At 42.2% G+C, this 25,297-nt stretch carries 17 protein-coding genes; 8 read left to right on the top strand and 9 right to left on the bottom strand.

The features are described from left to right. Window positions 1-3: 3 nt before the first annotated feature. From GSY63_RS24350 to GSY63_RS24340, 3 genes are all read right to left on the bottom strand, one after another. Window positions 4-5,253, bottom strand: coding sequence for a hypothetical protein (locus GSY63_RS24350; protein WP_166588447.1), 5,250 nt, complete (start codon window positions 5,251-5,253; stop codon window positions 4-6). Window positions 5,254-5,699: 446 nt separating this feature from the next. Further along, a complete protein-coding gene (locus GSY63_RS24345; protein WP_166588446.1) occupies window positions 5,700-6,461 on the bottom strand; it encodes a LytR/AlgR family response regulator transcription factor in 762 nt (253 codons plus the stop codon). Beyond that, entirely contained in the window at window positions 6,442-7,461 is a 1,020-nt protein-coding gene (locus GSY63_RS24340; protein ID WP_166588445.1) for a sensor histidine kinase, read from the bottom strand. The genes GSY63_RS24345 and GSY63_RS24340 overlap by 20 nt, the downstream gene beginning before the upstream one ends. A gap of 358 nt (window positions 7,462-7,819) precedes the next feature. Here GSY63_RS24340 and GSY63_RS24335 point away from each other — a divergent pair, with 358 nt between their 5' ends. After that, window positions 7,820-9,418, top strand: coding sequence for an ABC-F family ATP-binding cassette domain-containing protein (locus GSY63_RS24335; protein ID WP_166588444.1), 1,599 nt, complete (start codon window positions 7,820-7,822; stop codon window positions 9,416-9,418). Window positions 9,419-9,420: 2 nt separating this feature from the next. Further along, entirely contained in the window at window positions 9,421-10,008 is a 588-nt protein-coding gene (locus GSY63_RS24330; RefSeq protein WP_166588443.1) for a TetR/AcrR family transcriptional regulator, read from the top strand. Window positions 10,009-10,062: 54 nt separating this feature from the next. On the opposite strand, the gene GSY63_RS24325 is transcribed toward GSY63_RS24330, so the two are convergent. The 3 genes from GSY63_RS24325 to GSY63_RS24315 all read right to left on the bottom strand — a co-directional run bounded on the left by GSY63_RS24325 (window position 10,063) and on the right by GSY63_RS24315 (window position 11,750). Continuing rightward, a complete protein-coding gene (locus tag GSY63_RS24325) occupies window positions 10,063-10,521 on the bottom strand; it encodes an organic hydroperoxide resistance protein (protein ID WP_166588442.1) in 459 nt (152 codons plus the stop codon). 281 nt (window positions 10,522-10,802) lie between these two features. Further along, window positions 10,803-11,213 carry a DoxX family protein gene (locus GSY63_RS24320; RefSeq protein ID WP_166588441.1) on the bottom strand — a complete coding sequence of 137 codons (411 nt, stop codon included), beginning with the start codon at window positions 11,211-11,213 and terminating at the stop codon, window positions 10,803-10,805. Window positions 11,214-11,381: 168 nt separating this feature from the next. After that, window positions 11,382-11,750, bottom strand: coding sequence for a winged helix-turn-helix transcriptional regulator (locus tag GSY63_RS24315; RefSeq protein ID WP_166588440.1), 369 nt, complete (start codon window positions 11,748-11,750; stop codon window positions 11,382-11,384). 75 nt (window positions 11,751-11,825) lie between these two features. On the opposite strand from GSY63_RS24315, the gene GSY63_RS24310 reads away from it, so the two are divergent. The 4 genes from GSY63_RS24310 to GSY63_RS24295 all read left to right on the top strand — a co-directional run bounded on the left by GSY63_RS24310 (window position 11,826) and on the right by GSY63_RS24295 (window position 15,928). Next, window positions 11,826-12,566: an SDR family oxidoreductase gene (locus GSY63_RS24310; protein ID WP_166588439.1), complete on the top strand. Its 741-nt coding sequence runs from the start codon at window positions 11,826-11,828 to the stop codon at window positions 12,564-12,566. Between the two features lie 122 nt (window positions 12,567-12,688). After that, on the top strand, window positions 12,689-13,468 hold the full coding sequence (locus GSY63_RS24305; RefSeq protein WP_166588438.1) for a DUF1223 domain-containing protein: 780 nt from the start codon (window positions 12,689-12,691) through the stop codon (window positions 13,466-13,468). 213 nt (window positions 13,469-13,681) lie between these two features. Further along, complete coding sequence (locus GSY63_RS24300) at window positions 13,682-14,284, top strand: GIN domain-containing protein (RefSeq protein WP_166588437.1); 603 nt, start codon at window positions 13,682-13,684, stop codon at window positions 14,282-14,284. Window positions 14,285-14,725: 441 nt separating this feature from the next. Beyond that, window positions 14,726-15,928, top strand: a complete 1,203-nt coding sequence (locus tag GSY63_RS24295; protein WP_166588436.1) for a PQQ-dependent sugar dehydrogenase — start codon at window positions 14,726-14,728, stop codon at window positions 15,926-15,928. Window positions 15,929-15,973: 45 nt separating this feature from the next. Here GSY63_RS24295 and GSY63_RS24290 read toward each other — a convergent pair whose 3' ends face one another. Both GSY63_RS24290 and GSY63_RS24285 read right to left on the bottom strand, forming a co-directional pair. After that, a complete protein-coding gene (locus GSY63_RS24290; protein WP_166588435.1) occupies window positions 15,974-18,295 on the bottom strand; it encodes a DUF5703 domain-containing protein in 2,322 nt (773 codons plus the stop codon). 159 nt (window positions 18,296-18,454) lie between these two features. After that, entirely contained in the window at window positions 18,455-19,588 is a 1,134-nt protein-coding gene (locus tag GSY63_RS24285; protein ID WP_166588434.1) for a clostripain-related cysteine peptidase, read from the bottom strand. A 396-nt stretch (window positions 19,589-19,984) separates the two neighbouring features. Between GSY63_RS24285 and GSY63_RS24280 the strand changes: the two genes are divergently transcribed. Both GSY63_RS24280 and GSY63_RS24275 read left to right on the top strand, forming a co-directional pair. Beyond that, on the top strand, window positions 19,985-21,628 hold the full coding sequence (locus GSY63_RS24280; RefSeq protein ID WP_166588433.1) for a fimbrillin family protein: 1,644 nt from the start codon (window positions 19,985-19,987) through the stop codon (window positions 21,626-21,628). 23 nt (window positions 21,629-21,651) lie between these two features. After that, on the top strand, window positions 21,652-23,070 hold the full coding sequence (locus tag GSY63_RS24275; protein WP_208094650.1) for a fimbrillin family protein: 1,419 nt from the start codon (window positions 21,652-21,654) through the stop codon (window positions 23,068-23,070). 99 nt (window positions 23,071-23,169) lie between these two features. Here GSY63_RS24275 and GSY63_RS24270 read toward each other — a convergent pair whose 3' ends face one another. After that, the gene (locus GSY63_RS24270) at window positions 23,170-25,056 is read right to left on the bottom strand and encodes a glycoside hydrolase family 127 protein (protein WP_166588431.1); all 1,887 of its coding nucleotides are present in this window, start codon (window positions 25,054-25,056) and stop codon (window positions 23,170-23,172) included. Window positions 25,057-25,297 lie beyond the last annotated feature (241 nt).

The raw sequence follows: 25,297 nt of genomic DNA, 5'->3' as shown, positions 1-25,297 counted from the left end.
ATTTTAAAAAGGATTTGGTAAACCAATTTCGTGTTCAAACTCTGCCGAGAAGTCCCAGCTTAGTACAAAGGCAACGGTAACGTCGAGTTCGAACACACCGCGCACCGTGGCTGTCCAATCGCTTGGGTCGGCACCGGCATTTTTATCGGTAACTGTTCCGGAAGCTTCTACCTGGAGTGTTACCGAGGCCAACCCACCGGCTATTGTTAAAACGCCTCGCAGCATTTGCCCCACGGTCATACTCGGGCTGTTGTTGATAGATACGCCCAGGCTCATCACCCTGGTTAAAGACACATACCCAACCATAGGCAATTGCACGGCAACGGTTGCACCAAAACCCATGGTAAATTCAAAGGTTGGCTTGGCGTCGGGAAGTTCTACAAATACTTGTACTTTGGCCGTGCCCACACCATATGCAGTGGCCACTTCGATAGTTATCAGTAAAACTTGAATGGTGGCCTCAAATCCGAGCACAATACCAGCCCCTGCTTTAACAAGGTTATTTGGATCTGCAGAAAGTGATAGGTTAAAGAAAACCCCCAGGTCGAGACCAGCTTCTACGATCAACGGCGCGGGGCCGGGTAGCTGTGCTAATTGCACGGCACTCGGAAATTTAATTACCGGGATCTTTTCTTCGATGGTGCATTTATAACTCCAGCTATCCGGCGAATTGCCCATCACAAAACTAAAGCCTTCTTTAACAATGTCGCCCGTACCATCTTCTTTAGAAAGCATGGATAAGATCGAAAGCACCTGAATTATTTTCTGCAGATTTCCATCAGAACCCCACTCTATCCGGGCATTATCAAATATGGGTTTTGAGTCTGGTGAAGCGTTAAAATCGCCTTTTACGGTGAGCAGAGGTTTAAAATCTGCCAGCTCGACCACAATGGCAACTTCCTTATTTCCCATTTGCCAGCGGTTTTTGTTATCATCAGTACCATCTAAAGCCGCCGTAAATAATTGTTTAGCCGCTTTGGTTCCGTCATCAAGTGTTAACAGGCCATAATCAATGTAGATATTAAAAGCATCTTCTTTTACGAGGTACAACTTTCTGCTTTCGTCGCCAGCCGGGATACATTCGGGAGGAATAAAATCCACTAAGGCCGCGGCGATGTCATCTGGAAAAGATATCCCGGCAGTGTCCAAATTAATATCGAGTTTATCTGCCAGCATACCGGTTAGTTGATTTTTCAATGTCAGCACATCGGTATTATCCGGAAAGATGGCGTTGCTTTTAATCAAACTATATGGATCGGCTATAACAGGATTGGTAGCCAAAATTTGAGGCTTGACCCGGGTTACACCATCTACAGCAACCATATTATTCGAATCAAAGGACGGACGCGGAAACAATAGCTTTTGAGTGCCGGTACTTTGAAGCAAGGCGTACTCTACAGAAGCAGGCACGGGTGCAGCGGCAGCATATTTTTCGATCTCCAGCGGATTACCCAAAACGTGGAGTGAGTTAGCAAAGTTTGGCGCCGTCGGATTTTCGGCAACGTCAAATTGCAAAATCCCGTTTCTGATGAGGGGTACCGTCTCATCATTTGTAAGCGGCAAGGTTGCGCCGCCCGGCACTTTTTTAACAACAGACCAGCTTCCGCCTTTAGGCAGTTGTAACGTACCGCGCGCCGCGGCAACTAACAAGGTAGATGTAGTGGCGGTAACGTCGGCCCTGGTTACATGCATTAACTGGTCGGTACCTGCAATATTTACCACGCAATCAACCGGCCCACCCAATACACCAACATCAGGCCTTGTCATAAAGGCTTGCAAATCTTGCTTGGTATAATACTGGTCTAACTTCTTCCCTGCATTGTTTCCTAGTATGATGTATCCGAATTGCTTTTTAGAGGGCACCAGCCTGTCTGTGCTATCTGCAAAAGCAGCCGTAACCTTAAACCCGCTGCTAACATTTTCCAACAGTACATCGGCATCATAGTAAACGCCCACCATTTTAACATCGTCGCCATTGATTAAATGTTGCTGCAATTCTATTTCTGTATCTTTAATGGAGCTTACGTTGTAAACACCTTTTACAACGCCCGGATGGCAATCATAGCCAACATGGTAAACGCCCGGCCCGGTAGGAACCCATCCTGAATCAGTACGGATGATATTGCCATGATTTTTTCTTTCAATAATTATTGTTCTTACTACCGGAACAAAAAATGGCATTATGGAGCTTTTAATCTGCACCACTTCGTGCGCAACCCTGCCAATCAGGATATTAAATTTCACTTGGCTTACAGCACCTGCATCCGCATATTTATCCAGCCAATTACTGAATACGCTGGTGCCGAAACCGGAGAAATCTATTCGCCTTAAAGGAACCTTTGCGGTAAGGGAGCGGGTGAACTGGATGACTGGCGGCACTATACCGTTTTGCAAAACATATTTTCCATACATTACCAGGTTAAATTGCGCGGTTACGGGTATGCCTAATATAGAATCCGCCTCGTAGGCCAGCACGCCATTCTGGATTTGAACTTTGCTGAAACTATTGGGCATTTGTAAAACAGCACCATGAAATGATGGATCGGGCAAACGGTTTGCATCGCGTGGTATATCTGGCAGTCCTTCTGACAATACTTTAATTTGTAGAGCACCTGACAACTGGGCTTTCTTTAAATTAAAATCAGGTTGGTTGAAGTTTAAAATACTGTAGGAGTAAGGCTCCGGAATTTGCCTTTGCAATACTTTAAAATTATTAAGCGGCGGTAGCTTCACGTCCGGTACGAAAGGGTGGAACAGCGCGATAGCATTCATTCCAAACGGTAAGGCAAAATGCGCCGCTGCAGCATATTGGTTATCTTCATCCTGAAAGCCATCTACAATATATTTTGTAATGGGAATCGGCGCCAATGCTACGTCGGCTCTGTTAGCACTGGCAATACGGGTAGGCACACCGTGCGTTGGAAAAGGGATATCCCGGTTGAAAATATCACCGGTATCATTTTGTTCTTCAAAATAGATAGGTTCCCACCCAACTTGCGGGAGTGTAAATGCCCTTACAAATCTGCCCGAACTTACTACCTCATTGTTTTCGATACGATAAGTTTGAACCGAGTTGTATCCTGTATTTTGATACACCTGCTGAATGTCATTTTCGGCACTATCAAGCCTGCGCGAAAAAGCAATTCCCATTTGCGAGGCCCTACCCGAAACATCTACCAGCGAAATATTACCGGGTAAAATATGCAATGCCGAAAATGCGCCCGCTACATTAATTTTTGACTGGTAAAAAGATTTATAACTGGAGTAAGGAATAGTTTCTGCATCAACGCCGGCTGCTATGCCTGCCGCAGCTAGTGCGCTTTTAAACAAGTCGTCGTACGCAGCCTCACCAGGGTGCCGCAATGGAAACTGCAGCAACGCATCTGCTAGCTGTTCATCGGTTAGTGTGCTCTTGGGTGTAATTACAGCGCCGTTTACGTCTGCAAGTTGCATATCCAATTCGGCACCATCAATGTCATTCCATTGTATAGTTACCATTAAACTACTTGTGGGTTGTATGTCGTTATTATCAGGCTGGTCATTGAACAGGCTGGTAATGTATGGGTCAGGCAATGTATGCTCTACAGAACGTATTGGAAAGCGGATAAAGGATTGCCCTTCGATAACCAAACCTGAAGTATTTAGTCTTCCGACAAGGAAAAATAAATCAACGGGATTTACCAGGATAAGCGCGTTAGAAAGCGCAAAGCTGCTCAGTTGCTTAAACCCATTATTTTCAAAAGCGATGGCTGGATCCATTTTTTGCCCCAGTACGGCCGCCGCTATGTTTTCTGCATCACGGATAAAGATTACCTGACCGGGCGCCTGATAAAAGATGCGATTACCGTTAGAAAGTACAGGGCGATCGATATTTAAATTAAGGCTGGTATTAACCACATTTTGTTCTGTTGAGATGTGTGAAACAAAATTGCCTTTGCCCTCCGCACTGTAACTAATATCAATTAATGAACTACTTTTGTGGCTATCGTTAGCATTCCATAATTGCAATTTTTGCGACGCAAGTTTATTTGCGTTAAAAGTATATGTAAGGAAAAAAGCGCGATTTGACGTGCGAATAAAAAGATCTTTCAGTTTAAGCGGACCGTTATCCAGACTATCCCACCCGAGTGTAAACTGATCCTGACTATCAAAACCTACATACCCATCATCGGCGCCGAGGCCTAACCTCAATACACCCAATGGATGCGCGGTGCTTACCGGCTGTAAATACCAGCTGAGGTTATTAAATTTCCCACTCCCTTTGAAATTAAAAACAGGTGAAGAATTTTCGATCGCCGAAAAAGTAGCATCCTGGCTTGTTAGCGGAAATGACAAGAGGTTTTTATCAGTAGCCCATTTTGCAACAACGTTGTCGGCTGCATCCGAAGTTATGGTGCTTCCAAAAAGTGTTGTAGTAAACGGCTCAACGTGTGTAAGCGATATTTTAGGGGGTTGGGGTAATCCTGCTTTGTGTTTAAAACTAAAAACAAGTTTGTTGGGGTAAGTGAGCGTATTGCCAGAGGCGATTGTTATTGCCGGTTCTACGGCGACTCTATCCTGCGGAACGGCGGTGATAACAAATCCCGAAAAAAAGCTCAACAAACCCGCTGCAATTTTATCCCCCGATTTCGCGTACCCGCTATCGAACGAGATATTACAACTCTTTAGCTGCAAACCTGTGTACAGTGCAGCATTATTGGCACTGGCATCGAAATGAATGGCGCACAACCACAGTGTGCATTCGGCAATGTCTATGCTGGTAACATCGCCATCCGGAATAGCAAAAGGAGTTTTCGCAGATATAATTGCCGATATCTCCGCCGTAGTAGGTAACTGAAGTTGAATTTGATGAGGTAAGTAATAGAAATCAAAACGCCGAAGTATATTTCCTTCTTCCTGATGATAAATTCCGAAAGATGCCTCAGGTTCCAGCTGGGTATCCGCAATCGATTCTGTAAAAAAATATGACTGTGTTATAATCTTAAGCCAGAAAGAATCGTCAGTTGTGCGGTCTGGAATGTTGGCCACTATTTTATCGGCAAACTGGTCTATTTCAGTTACAATGTCCGCCGAATAATCACGACTGCTGGCGCCGCTCACATAGTCTGGGGCCTCGATATACACCGAAACCTGGCTGAGTGTCAATATAACCAGGCGTTCAAAGCTATCTCTATCGACGTCGGCTATTGAATTCGCCTTTAATAAGGGAGCCCAAAAGAAATACAGGTAGTCTTCAATTTGATCTTTAGTCATTTTGAATGCTTTTCAGGTGATTAACAATTTGTGCAAGGGAGACCGGCTGTTCAGCTTATACAATAATGTTCCGCAACTGAAAATTCATTTGCTTGCTGCTAAATACTTTGGATCATTATCTCGGCTTACTCAATAAATTAGGCTATACTTAGTTGTGGGTTAGTTCCTTTTGTAAAGCGAGGCGAAAATATTTACAGGATGGAAAAAGTATCTTTATAGTAGATTAACAATTTTAATCATTATATCTTATAATACAAATCTTTAGTTTGTTTATCTTTCAACAATTTATGATAATCCACAGGAAGTAAATAGGCCTAACATTACTTGGAACAAAATAGCAAGGGTGGTATGGTGCGGAAGATGTTTTGGTTTACAAGCAAGAATCTGGTGAAATGTGGAAGATCAGTTTATACATGGATAGTTTAGTATAGCTTTACGGGGAAAATTTATCGCTCTTCCATCCAACTTAAAAAATTATGCGATTTTTCTTTATTAATAAGTAGCTTCTCCGGTGTTTCTATTAACAGTTTCACGTATAACTTACGTAAAAAATAATGCTCCACCTCTTTAATCGCCTTGAAATTGACCAGGTATTGTCTGTTAACGCGGAAAAACTGCTTTGACGACACAGAAGCCGCAATATTATCGAGCGACTGAGATAAGGCATATTCCTGCCCGTCGAAACACATAAGGGAGGTAGAGTCGTTACGGATGTAAAAGAACGCAATGCTGTCCGTTTGAACCGTGGTATATTTTTGATTCTTAAAAACCAGAAAGCTGGTTTTCCCGCTGGGCGGATTAATTCTCGAGAGCAGGGCCTCCAAATCCGGCGATGTTTTCTGCTGAAAAAAATTCTTGAATCCATCCACCTTTAGCAGTGCTTCTTTAATATCATCTTTTGAGAAAGGTTTCAACACATAATCAACACCATTACTCTTAAATGCCTCCAGCGAATACTCGTCAAAGGCGGTACAGAAAATTACAGGGCAATTAATTTTTACCGATTTAAATATTTCAAAAGATAAGCCATCAGCCAACTGAATATCCATAAATATCAGGTCAGGCTGCGTAGTATTACTAAGTGCATCTACCGATTCTTCTACGCTTTGATACTGTCCAACTATACTTGCATCAGGTTTAAGATCTTTAATAATTGTTTCGAGCGATTTCGCCGTACGTAATTCGTCTTCAATGATGATAATATTCATAAATAAGCGGAAGTTTTACCTTAAAGGTTTTTTGGTCGTTAATAATTTCAATGTTTTTTTCGAGCAGGTGACCATAGCGTAAACCTATATTTTTTAATCCCACACCTGTTGAGTTTACCTCACCTTTCTTAACCTGCAATATATTTTCCACAACAATGCATTCGTCGTCCTGGTACACGCGGATATGAAGGGGGCGCTGTAATGAAACCACATTGTGCTTAATGCAATTCTCAATCAACAGCTGCAGGGTAAAAGGCGGCACCAGGGTTTTTAATGTTTGATTAGTTAACGTACTGGTGAATGTAAACCCATCATAAAAACGTGCTTGTTGCAGAAAAAGGTAAGCCTCTACAATCTCCATCTCTTCACTCAATTGTATTAAGTCCAGTTTCCGGCTCTCTAAGGTAAATCTGTAAAAGTTGGCTAATTTCAGAATAAAATTTACAGACTCTTCATCACTGGTTTCAACCATAGCCTTTAATGTATTGAGACTGTTGAACAAAAAGTGGGGGTTAACCTGTTGCTTTAATAATTCGTACTGCGCTGCCAGGTTATCATTCTTCATACGTTCCAGTTCCATGCTAACATGCTGGTTTTCGTAATTCTGTTGCAGCAAATTTAAAAACATGTAAAATACCAGGTTGATCAATATGCCGCGTACTTCAACCATCAACATAGTGGGTCCAAAATTAATGTGAGAGAGAATTAACTGTTGTACCCAGGCTAAAACAAACATTACCACAAGGCCGAATAGCAAAGAGCTAAGTAATTTCGTGTAGGAAATACTTTGCCTGCGCTTACCCTCCGTTTGGCGTGACAACATGTAGATATTGAAATACCACATCAGTATTGCGAAAGAAGCAGTAAGGGCTGCGTTTACGATAGCTTCAGCAGCATTGAACTGGTGCGATGCCAATTGGGGCAAAGATGACAGTAATCCAAGTATAATGGAACTGATCCAGATTGTTGCATGTGATATTTTTAAAGGAAGGCTTTTCATTAGGGCAGATACTGTAACATAAGCGGATGCATAACAAAGCTATTTAATTACCTGTATTAAACGTAAACTATGCCAGAAACCAATAGGAGTTGTGACACAATACTTGCGATACACGCCTTTAATATGTTTATAGTGCCCAGCAGTGCCTCGTTGTAAAGCAGGTTGATATGGTTTTTTGTGAGGTGTCATTTCCTTAATTTTCACTAAGGTACTGTCAGAACGTTATGTAAGCCGATAGATTTGCCTTGAACCGGACATATGGGGAGTTAAGTAAGACAATATTGTACACGAAATGCGTAATTTTTTTGTTTAACATTTTTGTTTAACAAAAAAGATTAAAACGTATCTTTGAAGAGAAATGAGTATTAAAATAGGTGCCTTATCTTACCAGCACCCTAACAAAGAAAGGTTATTTGAGCAAATCACTTTTACGCTTGGTAAAGGCGAAAAAGCTGCGTTAGTGGGTGATAACGGTGTAGGTAAATCCACGCTGTTACAACTTATTGTGGGCACATTGCAGCCATCGGCAGGTAATATCTTTACTTCATCTGCTCCATGGTATGTGCCACAGCATTTGGGGCAATACAATTACTTTACAGTTGCAACTGCATTAAGAGTCGATAAAAAGCTAGCAGCTCTAAATGCAATAACGCAAGGCTGCACTGAACAGCAATATTTTAACGATCTGGCAGATGATTGGGAGATCGAAGACAAGATCTATGCCGGGTTAAGCAAATGGAATCTGGGCCATTTAACACCCATGCAGTCAATGGGCGAACTCAGCGGCGGCGAAAAGACAAAAGTGTTTCTGGCTGGGATTGAAATCCATGCTCCTGAAATAATTTTGCTTGATGAGCCTTCTAACCATCTTGATTTAACTGGCAGAAAGCAGTTATATGAGATGATCTTAAATAATAGAGCAACGCTGTTGGCGATAAGCCATGATCGCACTTTGCTTAACCTGCTCCCGGAAACACTCGAACTAAGTCCGTTTGGTTTAGAGGCGTACGGCGGTAATTTCGATTTTTACAGAGAAGAGAAGGAAGGTAAAATAAATGCATTGCAAAACGAGTTGCATGAGCAGTCGAAGACTTTAAAACTAACCCAGCAAAAAGCACGTGATGTTGCGGAGAAGAGGCGAAAGATAGAGTCGCGCGGACAGGCCAAAGGTAAGTCGGGCTCATTGCCACGCATTATTGCGGGAGGTTTAAAAAGTAAAGCTGAAGGCACTACGGCTAAAGCATTGGATGCACAAGATGAGAAGCTGAATAACATTAACGAAAATATCAGGAATATCCGGGGGCAGATTCAAGGATATCAAGTACTGAAAATAGACATTGGTTCGTCCGCTCTTCACAGGGGCAAAATATTGGTTGATGCTGAGGATCTTACCTACAATTTCGGAGGCGGCCCACTTTGGGAACCACTTACCTTTCAGATACGCTCGGGCGACAGGTTACAGATTAAAGGCGATAATGGCGTGGGCAAGACCACTTTACTCAAATTAATTAGCGGACAGCTGACAACAAGCGTAGATCGTATCAAAAGGGGGGACTTCACCTACTTATATCTCGACCAGGATTATACCCTGGTTAGTCCTGACTTGACTGTTTTTGAACAAATACAGCATTACAATAGCCGAAACCTGCAGGAGCACGAGCTAAAGTCCTTATTGATCTACTCACAATTTGAACGCCAGGACTGGGACAAAAAAGCTGCCGTATTAAGCGGAGGGGAAAAAATGAAGCTTTCTTTATGTTGCCTGGCCGTAAGTAATCACACGCCTGATATGCTGATTTTGGATGAACCTACCAACAATCTTGATATGAGGAGTTTGGATGTACTTACAGCCACCACTAGAGATTTTAACGGGACATTGCTGGTTATATCGCACGATGAATACTTTATTAATGATATAGGAATTAATAAGAGCATAGAGATAAAAAAAAGTATATAATAATGCCACTCAAAAACACCGGAACCGAGCAACTGATTAAGGATACTGCAAAGCGTATTCTTTTCGCAGAAGGAAAATTGCATGCAACTACACAAGACATAGCCGAAGCAGCCGGTGTTAACCGGGCAGCCTTGCATTACTACTTTAGGACTCGAGACCAGCTAGTTGCCTGTGTTTTTAATGAATCGATGCTTGAACTAAGCGTGCGTTTAGGAACAGTGATGGCGTCAGTTAGGCCCTTTCAAGAAAAAATCGAAGAGTTGATCGCTGTATTTATGAAAGAGATGAGAGCTTACCCATATCAGGAAATTTTCCTTGTTACCGAAATAAATACTGCGGGTGTTGAATTGGTAAAAGATATAGATAATATGCCGGTAGCTAATTTCTTAAACGAAATTGAAAACGAAATGAGCGCGGGTGTTATCGAAAAGATGAACCCCAAACATTTTCTGATGAATTTATTTTCCCTGCTGTCTTACCCGTTTATTATGGCACCATTATACCGGCAATTTTTTAATCTGAACCATCAGGACTTTGATCAATTGGTTGCCGAGCGCAAGCAACTGATCTACCGGATGGTTTTTAAATAAAAAAGCGGAGGTGGCTTTTAAGCCAGCCTCCGCTTCAACCAAACACCATAGCAGTTAAACCGCTACATTTATCTCCACATTGATATTGCCACGTGTTGCTTTTGAATAAGGGCACGTTTGGTGTGCTGCCTCTACCACTGTTTTAGCTTGTTCTGTAGTCAGTCCGGGTAGGCTAACATTCAAACGCGCCTGCAATTGAAACCCATTTTCGCCTGTACCCAAATCAACTTCTGCATCAACTGCTAAATCTGCTGGCAATGCTATTTGCAGACCAGAAGCATTGTGCCTCATAGCACCAATAAAACAAGCAGACCATCCTGCTGCAAATAATTGCTCGGGGTTGGTTCCATTACCAGGGCCACCCGGGGTAGACAAGCTGATTTTTAAACGACCATCATTGCTGGTTGCTTTTCCTACGCGTCCACCGGTAATGTGTACTTTACCTGTATATAATACCTTGCTTATCTCAGCTTCTGCATTGTGGGTGCTGCTGATTACATTTTGATTTTTCATTTTATTAAGATTTCTTGTTTAATATTTTATATGCCAGTTATTATAGAAGTCGATCAACTTCATTAACAGCGCTACCAAATGCTTGTGGCCGACACCGTCTGTTAAGATATGATGGACCTTTCCACTTTTATATTTAAGAATGAGCTATACCTTTAACAGGTCTGAACTGCTTAGCAAGACAACAGCGATCATTATAGCAGCTGCAATAATCAGAATTCGACGGCTGGCAGTTGTAAGTTCTTTCATGGTGATTGATATTTATTGTATTGACGGATATTGTTTTAAACTCTTTCTATATGTTTAGTACCAGCTTTTGTGTAAGTAGCCGGATAAAGCTTTCTAAACATGATATAAGTGATAGAAATTGCGGTGAAAGCAACAATGGCATCAACAGTGGGAGCAAAGCCGAGTACGGCCAGTTTAGAGAAGAAAGCGAAAGTGATATCAAAGAAGATGCCCGCAAATACCCACTCTTTCAAACGAAGTAAACGATTAGGAGTTAGTAACACGGCGACACCTAAAAGTTTAGCTACACCGAGGATGTAGATAAAGTGCGGTGGGTAGCCCAGTTTTACGGTGATATCCCAAACGATAGGGTTTTTAGTTAGCTCGAAAAAACCGCTTGCGCCAAACCAAAGTGAGATAAAGATGGCACCTGACCAGTAAATTGTTTTTGATGTTTTTAAGTTCATGACGTTGTTTGTTTTGATTGTTGGCACAAAGTTGCGCTAAAACAAACCCCGGCATGAGCAGTTAATGGCTGAAGCGGACACATGATATTGCGAATTGGACAATAATCATGTTCAGCCTGAAATTAAAACTCGCTTAATGCGAAAAGCGAGTCTGTCGACTCGTTAAGCCTATGCCTTTTCTTTAAGCTTTTCACGGTGTTCTTTTCCCCATTTGATCATATGCAGGATAATATCAGCGAAAGAATGACAGTAATCTGTCGGCGAATACTCTACTGTTACCGGGCTGGTTGGGGTAACGGTACGCTTTAACAACCTGTTCGCTTCCATATCCTTCAGTTCGCGCGAAAGCATCCGGGTTGTAATACCAGGTATGCTTCTTTCTATCTCCCGAAACCGGCGGTTGCCATTGCAAATGGAGTTGATGATAGGCAATTTCCATTTGCCGCCTATGACATAAATAGTATCCTGCAACGCTTGTATTTCTTCTTTTTCGTTGCGTGGATCTGATAACACTTCTTTGATCAGTTGTTCGTCCATACTGGTATACTCTATTATACTGGTAACAAAGTTATACCAAATATACCATAGGTTTGCCGAATAAAATATAATCTCATGAAAAATTTAGAAGGAAAGATAGCATTAGTAACCGGTGGTAACAGTGGTATCGGTTATGCTACAGCAAGAGAATTGAAAGCACAAGGAGCCGAAGTGATCATCACAGGCCGCAGACCAGATGCCGTAATCGCCGCCGCAAATGAATTGGGTGTAATTGGTTTAGTAGCCGACCAAGGCAGCTTACAAGCCATTGAGCAGTTGGCCGAAACTGTAAAAGAACGATTCGGCAAAGTAAATATCCTGTTTATTAATGCAGGTGTATTAGGTGGATCTAGTATCGACGGCGCCCAGGAAGATGACTTTGACAACGTGATCAATATTAACTATAAAGGAGCTTATTTTACACTCAGCCGTTTCATTCCCCTTTTAATCAACGGTGCGTCGGTAGTATTTCTATCATCCAATACAGCTAATATGAACGGTGTAAATTCATCTATCTATTCGTCGGCCAAATCTGCGCTGAATGCTGTTATGCGCATCGCTGCTTTAGAACTTGCTCCCCGCAAAATACGCGTGAATGCGGTTAGCCCTGGCCCAACGCAGACTGAAATCCTCAATAAGCTTGGTCTGGATAAAACTGCACGGAAAGGGTTGGACGAATGGATGATTGAACGCATTCCGTTAAAAAAGATCGGCACCACGGAAGATGTGGCTAAAATGGTTGCCTATTTCTGTGGAGATGCAGCCAGTTTTATTACCGGCGCAGAAATCATCATGGATGGCGGAATGAGTTTGTAATACCACAAATTTCATACTTCAAATTTCAGGGTTGACGGACTGTTGTGTCTGGTTCAACCCTTTTTTATTCCATGTTACAGTATCCTGCCAATAGTTTTGAATCAAATCAAAAGATTACAACTATGAAAATGATAAAACTTTTAGCTAGCTGCGCCGCCGCTGTGGTATTGCTAACATCTGCCGTTTATGTAAAGCATCAACAATTTAATAAAAGCAAGCCTGTTAATTTTGATTCGGGCAAAGGGTTTGCCGTGTTAGAGTTGTTTACCTCAGAAGGCTGTTCAAGTTGCCCACCTGCCGACGAACTATTGGAACATATTCAAAACGAGGTGGGCAACCAACCGGTTTATATATTAGCTTACCATGTTGATTACTGGAACCGCCTTGGTTGGAAAGATGTATTTAGCAACCCGGATTTTTCCAAACGGCAATACTGGTACAATAGCAAGTTTACAAGCCAGGTTTATACGCCGCAACTCATACTTAACGGCAGTGCCGAATTTGTTGGATCGGATGAGACTAAAATTAGAAGCAACCTGACCTCTGCCCTGAATGGAAAAGCCGCAACCAGCCTAACCTTGCAAGCCAGGCGGCGAAATGGCGCCATTAATATTCAATACCAATTGCAAGGCAAACCTGTATTGGGTCAATTGGTAGTTGCGTTGGTACAAAAGCATGCCGTAAGCCAGGTAAAAGCTGGCGAAAACGAGGGGCGTAGGTTGACACACATTCAAATTGTAAGAAATCTGAGAAAATTTCCGATAACCACTCAAGGCTATGGTAATGAAATTATCGACCTGCCTGCCGGATTTAATTCTCGAGAATGGGAAGTCATTGGTTTCATACAATCGCAGGAAACGGGCGAAATTTTAAGCGCCGCACGAGCTGAGTATTCTGAATAAACCGAAAGTGAATTTGTAGCTCCTGTGCAAACGTAATTTATTGATCTTTTTCGCCGATAAAAACTTGGCGTTCGCCGAGTAAAACTACCTGTTTACATATTATCCCCGGTATTGGCTATTGGGTGCTGTAACGTTTCTGAAATGGGGGCGTCTTATTATCGTAAACAGCACAGAAGCTATTACAATCAACAGATCATCAAAACATTAAAGAATATGAAAACTCAAATTTTAACCATTGCAACCGTGTTATCATTAGCATTAGCAAGCAGTACAGCAACCTTCGCAGCAAACAAAAATATCAGCAAAGTAAGCACCACCTTAACAGATGTAAAACACATCAACAAAATTGAGGTTCGTGGCAACGTAGAACTATATGTATCAAACGGTACAACAGATAATGTTAAAGTTTACGACAAATACTACAGCGAAAATGCTTTGGTTCAAAATCAAAACGGCGTGTTACGCATCTCCTCATACAAAACCGAAAAACTGGTAGTTTGGGTAACCGCAGCAGAACTACAAAGCATCAGCGCTTACGATAACGCAACCGTTAAATCATTCGGCGAATTATCTGGTATTAACTTAGATGTTAACCTTTACAACCACGCAGTTGCCAACTTAAAACTGGATGCTTATACTGCTAACATTAATGTAAATGACCAGGCTGCAGCCGATCTTACAGGTACTGTTACCAACTGTAACTTAAAACACAACCAATCTGCAACCGTAAACAGCACCAACTTTGTAGCAGATAACCTAATACGTACCGTTAGTTTTGAAGGCTTTAACAAAGCAGAGCAGGTAGCCGGTTTGTAATACTACACCTTTTAAGGTTCTATATAATATATGCCCAGCCATCAAAATTTGATGGCTTTTTTATTGTGGCGGAATTATAAGTCAAAACTACGCTATCACTGAAATGCTATTAAATATGCTTAGGGGTTTTAACGCTATTTACGAAGGCCTAACAATCCTGATGAGAGTTCAAAACATTTGTGTTGAAAAGATCAGGCGCTGGTAAGATAAATGAGCATTAAAATTTAGGGTAGCGTTTAGCTGCGTTTTGTCTAAATATTTGCAAAAAATAAAACATCATCAAGGCCGTTCGTGTCTTCCATATTAAATATCGGTTTATTAGTAGCGCTTACATATCGGTATTGTGGTCTGGTTAAAACCAAGTGTTATCTTGAAGTGCAGGGAATTAAGACCGTGAAAATTTATTGCGAGAGCTGTTAACTAAGAATAAAATATATTGAAATGATCAATTTTTATCGATACAAATACCTAATATGTACGGCTTTGATGGCCTGCGTATTACCCGTTAATGCAAAAGCGCAATCCGTTGAAAAAAACGAACCTACAGCAGACTATAAGCCAGCTTTCCCGGGGCAAACGCGTATCCAGGCGGTGAAAACAAAAACTCAGCTGCAGGCTGTGATAATTAATGAAAAACTTGAAAATCCATGGGGATTATGCATCATGCCTGACGGCGGATTTTTGATATCGGAAAAGAAAGGGAACATTGTAATTTTAGATAAGGCTGGCAGGGAAAGAAAAACAATTACAGATCTTCCGAAGGTAAATGCAGCGGGGCAAGGCGGCTTTTTAGACGTAACGCTGTCTCCTAATTTTGCAAAGGACCGCTTGGTTTACTATGCTTATTCTGAGCCGCAAAGTAATGGTTCGACTTTAGCTATCGGAAAGGGAAAACTATCGGCTGACGAACTTCAATTACAGAATCAGACTGTTATTTACCGCATTACGCCCGCCTATACCAATACACTTCAATACGGATCTCGGATCGTTTTTGATAAGTCTGGTAATTTATTTGTAAGTACCGGCGAGCGGTCGGGATCGGATACCCGGGTACTGGCACAGGCGTTAAATTCGTCACTGGGGAAGATTCTTCATATTACGCCAGGAGGAACTCCGGTTCCAAATGGTCCGTTCGCGAAAGTAAAGGGCGCCAGGCCAGAAATCTACACTTATGGTCATCGCAACCCAGACGGGCTTGCCATTGATCCCAATACAGGCGAATTGTGGGAAGCAGAGTTTGGACCCAAAGGGGGAGACGAGATCAATCTCATCAAGCCTGGAAATAATTATGGATGGCCGGTTATTACCTATGGCATAGAATATAGCGGGGAGAAGGTGGGCGAGGGTATACAGCAAAAACAAGGGATGACACAGCCTGTGTATTACTGGAATCCGGTTATATCTCCGGGTTCAATTGCATTTTACAATAGTAATGTCATTCCGGAATGGAAGGGGAATCTCTTTGTCGCGGCTCTGAGCGGATCGCATATCGACCGCCTGGTAATTCGTAATAATAAAGTTGTCGGAGAAGAACGCTTTCTGGAAGGCAAGCAGGAACGCTTTCGGGACTTAGCGCAAGGTAATGATGGGGCACTTTATGCTATAACAGACGGTGGTAAATTATATCGGATTTCAAAAAAATAGTTAAATCTATGTGGTTTTATCCTGTTAATCAGGTAATTGAAAGCATTATTTGATGCAATTAATAATATCCTTTTCACGTGATTGGGGGGTTACGTTTAACGATTGAATCTTACCGTCTTTAAATGTGCATTCTACAATGGTTTCCCTCGGGGCGTAAAGTTTAAAGTGAACATCCTTGTCTTTTGGCCAGGCCGGGAACAGGTATATTTTATCACCAGCAGTTTGTAATAACATATCTTGCAGGCCCGCCATGCCAGAACCGCCCCAATTATGGTCAGGTGTCCAGTCGAAACCTGGCCCCCAGAATGCGGGGAATCTCCGGCCTGAATTTTTAAGCTTCTCAAAGGTTAAACGCGCAGCCTCATCCGTAAGCCCAAGGCGGGCAGCAAACAGATTGTCTTGCTTCCAGCCAATATAGCTTCTGAATTTTATTGCCAGGGTGTCGTACTTCCAGGTATTTAACGCGATATCTAAATTAGGTTTGCCAACACCAAAAATCCCAAAAGGAAATACAGGATATAGCTGCGGTGCTTCCTCGTTATTAACCCTTTCCCATGATTTAGCCGGGGCAATAGTTTTGTGTCCATCGATATACTGGTAGCTGATGGTCGGTATGTGATTCAGCATAGTGGTAAAAGCATTTCGGTCTTCACTGTCAAGATCCGTGGGTGGCAGGGCAAGCAGTTTTTGCAATACAGTCGTCAACCCTGCTATGGTAGTGGTTGAATTATAGGCCATTTTAAATGTTTCTCCGGCAGAACCGGGAAAGAGGATCAGTTTATTCTCACCATCGAATTCTTTGGCACCACGTGCCTTTGCCAAAAAGCGATAATGCTCGTCGAAGAACCTCAGGCAGCTTCTAATAAACGGTAGATATCGTTTTACATCTTTGCCGCCGTATTCGCCGGTTTCTAACATCATATAGCAAAACTCGAGTGCCGAATCCCAGTGGTATTCCAGCCAGGCATTATAATCAACTCCTGGATCAAAATCTTTAGGTCGGTTAGCACCGTATTCCGCGAAATCTGATAAGCCGAAATTATCTATCTGCTCAGTAAAACGGGCGCCTTTGTGAGGCCAGTAAGTATGCGTGGCTAACTCGGCATTCTTTAATATGCGCAGGTAGAAATTAAATTCGGGCAACATCATGTCAAAATCTCCGCTTTTAATCATTGGGTAGTAGACCAAGCGTTGATTCTGAGCGGTAAATAAACTGCCACCCCAATTGCGGAAATCGGGCGTAAAGGCATAATCCTTATTCACGAAAACTGGGTCATAGGTAAATAACCCGCCATTGAATTTTGTGGGGTAACTTCCAAAAGTATTGCAAGCCAGCATATACCTGAACAGTTGATAATTTCGCCCTGATTGCCAGGCCACCGAATCTCTTCCGGGATTATCGCTATTAATATAGATATAACTCCGCTGCCACAGTTCATGCCACCAGTTTTGCGAAGACTGGATGGTGGAGTGTTCTTGATCCAGCTTTTTACTCAACTCAATGAGATCATTTTTCCATTGGCCGAGATCTGGGGTTTGTACTGTACAAAGTGTTAAAGTTATCTCGCGGGATTTTAATGGTTGGGTACTGGTTAGTTGCCAGCTCTGATACTCCGTATTGATATACTCACCTTTTCCCTGACCATAGGGTGCCATTTTATCACCTTTAAGCATGCCTCCAAAAATTAAATCCCTGAGTGGATCAAACATTTGGTTTTTAACAGCATCAAGCCCTTGCTGATGTACCGTGACATCAAATGCAGTAGGTCCATGATTGTTTTGATGGAAAAACAAAACGGCATCGTTGGCATACGCTACAGAATCTTTGTAAGATACAACAAGGGCTGTTGCTCCGAATTTGTAAGAGTTCTCGTTATTCTCAAAACCTTTTTTATAGGTATCTTTATATCGCCAGTTTTCATAAGTCACTTTAGCTGCGAGTGCACTAGACCCTTTAATATTAACATGAACACGGGGGTTGAAGACATCCACCCAAATTTTGACTTCTGCCTTCAGGCCATCAGCATTCTTCCCGTTAATCTGTACATACCCATCACGCAGGTGCAGGATTTGCTTAAAGTTAGTAGTAACAAACGGATTGGGAGAGAGGTGTAATCTTATCCGGCCTAATTTGAGCAGCGCATTATTCTCGTCATAAGTGCCGCTGCGGGCAACATAAAACAAAACATCCCCATGCTCTACCCATACATTTAAACCAATATCGCCGCCACCGCACGGCATCGATTGCGATGAATTCTGACTTTCATTTGTCCACACAACATCGCATTTATCCAGCTCAGAGGTTTGAGCGAAGTTAATATTTGCGTAAAGGATGAAAATTAGCACGAAGGCAATACTTTTTATCATTTAATTTTTTTTACGTTCTAAATTAAATTAATAAATGATAGGATTAGTAATTGACAACTAATTAGAATAGCGAGCCTGGCGACTATGATTATTGCTATCACTGATTTATGCACTGCCCCGATAAGCAGTCATTCAAAAAAAGCTTACGATAACTATAAACTAATTGTCGAACAACAGTGATATGCCGCCATCGGTATACCACTTCAGTTTTTTGTAGTAGGTTAAATTTGCGTCGCCCTGGTAAGGAATGTAGGATGTTAATCCGGAAAATTTCGCAATTGGAACTCCAATAAAACTCGGTGTTGCAGCTTTGTATAAAATAGTTTTATTAAGCTGTTGGTTGATACCGGTGAGGTCTCCTGTATTGAAGTTATGCTCCAGGAAATCGCCAAAATCATAGTTAGGCACTGGGAAGTTTGCTGTATAATCCAGGCGCTGAACGCCTGTGCTTATTAGACTATCGCCGTATTTTTTATGACTAGCAATTAGAGATTTCATCGCAGAAGCCAGCGGTTGCATTTCACTGGTTTTTACCAGTACTACTGTTGCAGATCGACGGTCATCAGTGTAGGCATTGTAGTAATCAAAATAGGCCTTTGCCACCGAAGTCAAATCACCGGTACTTTGAAAAAGCAGCGGCGTGATTGATTCGTAGGGAAAACTTTCGGCGAGTGTTTCAGTAGGGGAGGCAATTATGTATTTAGCCTTGTCCTTGAATTCATAAAGTACCTCAACACCACCCATTGAGCAGGCATCAAATATCAGGAAATCCAGATTGTTCGGTAAAGCATTTTTAAGATCAATGATGTCCATTTGTTTACCGGTATCCTCGCCAAAAGATAAAACTTTCACCTTGCCGGTGGCAGGTGCCCATGACGTTGCATGCGACCATAAAACCAAGCCGTAGCTATCGGCAGGATAGGCGCTTTGGGCATCCTTAATTACCTGTTGAACAACCTGAGGGTCTGATGCTGCGGTATTGTCGTAAGTTTTAATCGTGTCGCTTACAATCCTGTTTTCATCGGCATCGGCTTTAATTTTTAGTAAATAGGATTTGCCGGTAGTAGTTTTAATATACACCAGCAGAGTCCCGTCTAAATTTGATGCGCCTTTCTCCATTTTGTTAATGCAATTCAATGCATCATACCGCAAATCGTTGTTTGCCTCCATATACACCAGTACCATTCTTTTGCTTGCTGCGGGCGTCTCGGTGTTCTTTTTACAAGCCGGCAGAGCGGATATCAGGGTAACGAAAATAAGAGGTCGTAAAAACCAGCGTTTAATCAAATTCATTTAAAAAGCAAGCGTACTATCTAAAGCGTGATGAGCGAACTAAGTGACAGACTTAAAACCAGTCTACTATAGTGAGCCAAAAAGCAAGGGCAAAAATAACCTTTATACCGGGAGCGCAATGTTAACAAATGATTAAGGTTAAAACTCAGGTATTTGGGCTATCAGAGCATCTAAATGCAAATTTTGCTTCCATCCTAAAGTTGTACGACTTAATAAAACGGTATTATTTGCTTAACAAAAACCGCACTTTATCGGGTTAGTTTTGCGGCCTGAACTTCTAAATCTTTACTTGACCTCTGAAAATAACAATAGAGCATTCACTTACCCATACAGGCAAATAGCTATTGCCTTGGTTAAGCTGATATTTTAATCCGAAACAACTTTACAATAATTTATATGAGAATTAGAAATCTACAATTTGCATTTCTTGTCGTGATGGTTGTGTTGGCTTCCTGCCGGAAGGATAACACAAGGGATGTTTTGAATCCAAAGGGAACCGAGGTTAGGTTTTCCTCAAGTATTAATGGCGAAATTAAAACAAAAGCCGTTGGTAATACCTGGGAAGCTAATGATGCTATCGGTGTTTTTGAAAAAAGAGGTACAGGCTTAACCAATATTTTGGCAACTAACAAGTCTTACACAACCACTGGCGACGGCGCGTTTCAGGCATCTGCAACAGATCAAACCATTTACTATCCTGAAGATGGATCACAGGTTGACTTTATTGCTTACTATCCTTACAAGCAAACCCTGTCGGGTACAACTTATCCGGTTGATTTAACTAATCAAACCAGTCAGCCCGCCATCGATTTAATGTACGCCAGCGCTGCAGGTTTAAGCAAAACAAGCTCTAATGCGCAGTTGGTGTTTTCGCATCAATTGTCGAAAATTGAGATTACAGTAACAAAAGGACAAGGCGTTACTGATTTAAGCGGTTTAACTACAAGTATTTCAGGACAGAAAACCACTGCCAGCTTTGATCTTGCAACCGGAACTTTAAGCGGACAGGCACAAGTGGCCAATATTTTGGCTAAAACCGGTGTAACCGGTAGCACCATGCTTGCAGAAGCTATTGTTTTACCAACAACAGATGCAACAGGTACTAAGGTAGTTTTCACCATCGGTTCCAGAACCTTTACCTGGACCATGCCCGACGGAACTGCGTTTGAAGCAGGTAAAAAATATGCCTATAACGTAGAATTAAAAGGCAGCAGCACCGGCACAAGTGATGTTGCGGCAACTCTAAAAGCTACTGTAACCAACTGGGTTGACGTACCTTCTGGAGCTTATAGCTTAGATCAGCAGGATGTAGTGGCCAATCCACCAACCGCTTCGGCTTATATGGAAACACCATTGATTACCACCGATGAAAACAAAGTTTATGTTTTTCACACCGTGCCCGGACAAGCCAGCGTAAGAAACTACGCCATGTTATTTGATAAAAAATATAAGATGGCTTATTGGGTTGCTTATCCGCTTGTTGCTTCTTATGTAGGAAGCAGCGGCCGCACGGATGCCTGGCAATTTGACCCTTCTATTGCCCAGGCAGATCAGGTTGATTTAAGCAGCTCGTTTGGTAACGGGTATGACAGGGGGCATCAGATTCCAAGTGCCGACCGTACCGCGAGTGCTGATTTGAACCAGACTACTTTTTACTATAGCAACATGACTGCTCAAATCTCGTCGATGAATCAAGGCATCTGGGCCAACCTGGAGAATCAGGTAAGAACCTGGATGGCTAAAGGAGATACCCTGTACGTAGTAACCGGTGCTTCTATCAAATCATCTACTGACGCAACTATTACTTACGCAAAAGGCGCGGCTATCCCTAAATATTATTACAAAGCGCTGGCCTTGAAAAAAGGCGACTCTTACTACACCATAGGCTTTAAAATCGATAACGCGATTATTCCCTCTACCGTTACTTACAATAATTTTCGCGTGAGTGTAAGCGACCTGGAAAAAGAGACAGGTTTTAACTTATTCCCTAAACTATCGGAAGACATCAAAGGAAACATCGATAACACGATCTGGAATTAATTCAAATGAAGACACTTTACAAAATGAAAAGTCAAAACATATTAATCGCCGCTGCGATGTCGCTGCTGGCACTGAGCTCTTGTAAAAAAGACAAGAATCATGATGCACCAAAACCAGATGCAACAGCGGTGAAATTTACAGCCTCTATTGCCGGACAGATCAAGACGAAGGCATCGAACGATAAGTGGGATAGCAATGATGCAATTGGTGTGTTTATGAAAACAGGCACTGGTTTAAGCACCGTTTTAGCGTCTAACAAATCTTATACTACCATTAATGGCGATGGCGAATTCAGTCCGTCGGCAGCAGATCAAACCCTTTATTACCCGGAAGACGGTACAGTCGATTTCATCGCCTACTATCCGTATAAACAAACTATAACCAGTAATAAATACCCCGTTGATTTAAGCAGTCAAAGCAATCAGGCTGCTATTGACCTCCTGTATGCTAATAATGCAACCGGATTAAGCAAGACTAGTACCGAAGCAAACCTTGCATTTTCGCACCAGCTATCGAAAATTGAGTTGACGGTTAAAAATGGCACAGGCGTTGCCGATCTGAATGGTTTAGGCGTTAGCCTTAACGGCCTCAATACCAAAGCTGATTTCGACCTTGGCACCGGAACCTTGTCTAATGTTTCGCAAGCGGCAGATGTTAGCGCCAAACTTACTACGCAAACCGCTTCGGTACTGGCTGAAGCAATAGTGCTTCCTGTTGCAGATGCTACTGGTAATGTAATCACCTTTACGCTTCCTGCCGGTCAGTTTAAACTGACTTTGCCAGCGGGTAGTAAATTTGAAGCAGGCAAGAAATACGCTTACGATATTGAATTGAAGAAAGATGCAACTTCGCAACCAACTGCCGTTGCCTTGTCAGCAACTATCACTAACTGGACAAATGTTCCTTCGGGCGATTATACGGTAGGTGAGGACCAAAATGGCACAACGCCTCCGGCTGGTGTAGAGACTGTACTTTACACAGAAACCTTCGGTACAGGAACGGCAAGCACCAAACCCAAAGTAGCTGCTTATACTGCTTGGGATAACACCAGCTTTACATTTAGCGATAGCTACGGGAATGCCGATTTGCGTACTATCACATCTTATGGAGGTGGTACCAACATCCACGTTTGGTTACCGGCAACAAAAGACGCTTCTTTAAAGATTGAAAATATTCCTGTATCGGGTTATACTAGCCTGAAGCTTAAATATGATCTGGCAGCGAATGGCGCGACCGATTTGGCGGTTATCTCGGTTAAGGTAAATGGCGTTGCTGTTACCGTTCCAAGCACACCTTCACCATCAACAAACAATACGTTCACAACGATTGAGTTAGATAATATCACGCCTCAGGCCCTTAACACGATCGAATTTATGGGATCTTTGTCGACCAATAAAGTTGGCGTTCGTTTGGATAACGTCGTTGTTATTGGCGTTAAATAATTTAAACATATTTCAATAAAATAGCCCACCTGGTTTTTACCAGGTGGGCTATTTTATTTGAAGAGCAGCGAACGGGAATATGAGACGGTATCCCTTGTGCTACTTAGATTGCGATTGGTGCCAGTAAATCATATAACGGGCATCATGTAATTTATAAAATGGCATCAATTGCAGGTTTTTATACTTGTCCTGTACAATCAGTTCCGGCGCGGTAAAAGTTTGCGATTCGCCTTTTACAGGCTCAACCTGCTTTGCCATATCGGTTGTTTTGCCAGGTACTAATTCCGGGGCGTCAGCTAGTGGATACAATTTTCCTCTGGCACGATAGCCACCAAATTGATCTCCATCTGCAATGAGGTTGTCCAAATCGGTAGTGTCTGTTTTAGCAGCAAGTACAATTGGACCATGCAGAAACGCAAGATAATGGGTACTGTCTGGCAGCGCTTCTGTTGTAATCTTCATTGGCATATTTACCGTAATTACATCGCCTTTTGTCCATTTTCTATTTATTCTGACGTAGCTTCCCGGCCGTTCTGTAATATTAACGGGTTTGCCATTAATATTGATCTGAAACTTTCCGGCATCAACCCATCCCGGGTACCTGATACAAATTGCAAAAGGTTCGGGTTTCGAAGCTTCGATTAATATTTTAGAGTTTTCGTTGTCGGGAAATTTGGTTTGCTGTGATAACACGATACCTGCCGAACTCCAGTTTAGCCTTGAGGGGATGAACAAGTTTACATAAACATCTTTCTGTTGATGGCTGTAAATCAGTTCGCCATATTTTCCATGGTTCTCCATTCCAGAGCCCACGCAACACCACATGTTAACCTGCGGTTGCGAATAAACTCGATAATGTCGTGGCCGCATGGATGTGTAGTATACAAAACCACCACGCACCGGATGTTGACTCGATAAAATATGATTGTATAAAACACGCTCGTAAAAATCCATATATTTTACGTCACCTTGTTTCTCAAACAGGTGTTTGGTCAGTTTCAGCATATTATACGAATTGCAGGTTTCCGGGCCCGCGATATCCGTAATTAATTTCCTGAAATCGCCTGTTGGGTTGAAATGCTCATTAACGCTATTTCCTCCAATTACAACAGTTCGGTTTTTAACAACAGTTTCCCAAAAAAATGAAGCGGCCTTGCCATAATCAACGTCACCTCCAACCTCATAAATTCGTTCAAAACCTACCGCTTTCGGAATCTGCATGTTAGCATGCAGATTGTCAAGACGGTCTTGCCCTGCTATCAGTGGATCCAGGATTTCGCGATGCGAGAATCTTCTGGCCAATGTTAGATATTTTTGCTGGCCTGTAATTACGGATACATCGGAGAACACTTCGTTGAGCCCGCCGTGCTCTGAGATCAACATAGTCTGAATTTGATTGTCTGTTAAGTGATGCGAAACCCCATCGATATAATCAGTTAATTGTACCAGGATAACTTTTGCCTGCGATTTGCCGGCTATCAGGTAAGCATCTCTCAAGCCCGCGAGCAATTTGTGAAGGTTGTAAAGTGGAACCCACTTTTTGTTAAGCGCAAATGTGTCAGCCTCAATTTTACCGGCCTCAATGTCTTTCCACATAGCAATACCGCCGGGCATGCCTCCCACATAACCGGTCCCGATTTTGCCCTGACATTTTTTTAGTTCTGAGAGCATATAATCCAATCGCCTATTCACCTCTGGGTTCGCAGTAGAAGCATACATATATGATAATGCGGAAAGGTAATGACCGCCAATGTGACCATCTAGCCCGGTATTTTCCCAATTACCATAATTGTCTTTTTTCGGTTTAATACCGGCCTCTTTAAGGTAATGGGCAAGCAGACGGTCCGGATCTAGTGCCAGCATGTATTTTAAGTCGGTTTGTTGCTCATCGTTAAAAATGCCTGGCAACAGTTTAACCTGTTGTAGCTTAAATGATTTTAGCGAACCTTGCGCCGCCAGCTCGACCGGAAAGAGATTTACTAACAATAATGTTATCGTTATGATGTATATGTAGCAATATTGAAACTTACAGCGCATGGTATAATAAGTGTTTTAATTACACTAATATAGCATTTCCATATTGGCGGCGATAAAATTTATTTAGTTTTTATTAGGCTTAATATGACAAGAAATTTGGGTCCTTTCTAAAATCCTATTGTCAGCCAGTACATTCTTTTGCCCCCGTTACGTTACCGAATTGTTATAAAAGCTCTAAATAAGCGGAAAT

The organism is Mucilaginibacter agri, assembly GCF_009928685.1.
In the GTDB taxonomy this organism is placed as follows: Bacteria; Bacteroidota; Bacteroidia; order Sphingobacteriales; family Sphingobacteriaceae; genus Mucilaginibacter; species Mucilaginibacter agri.
The sequence above is the reverse complement of the archived record's forward strand: the minus strand, read 5'-3'. Positions and strand labels throughout refer to the sequence as shown.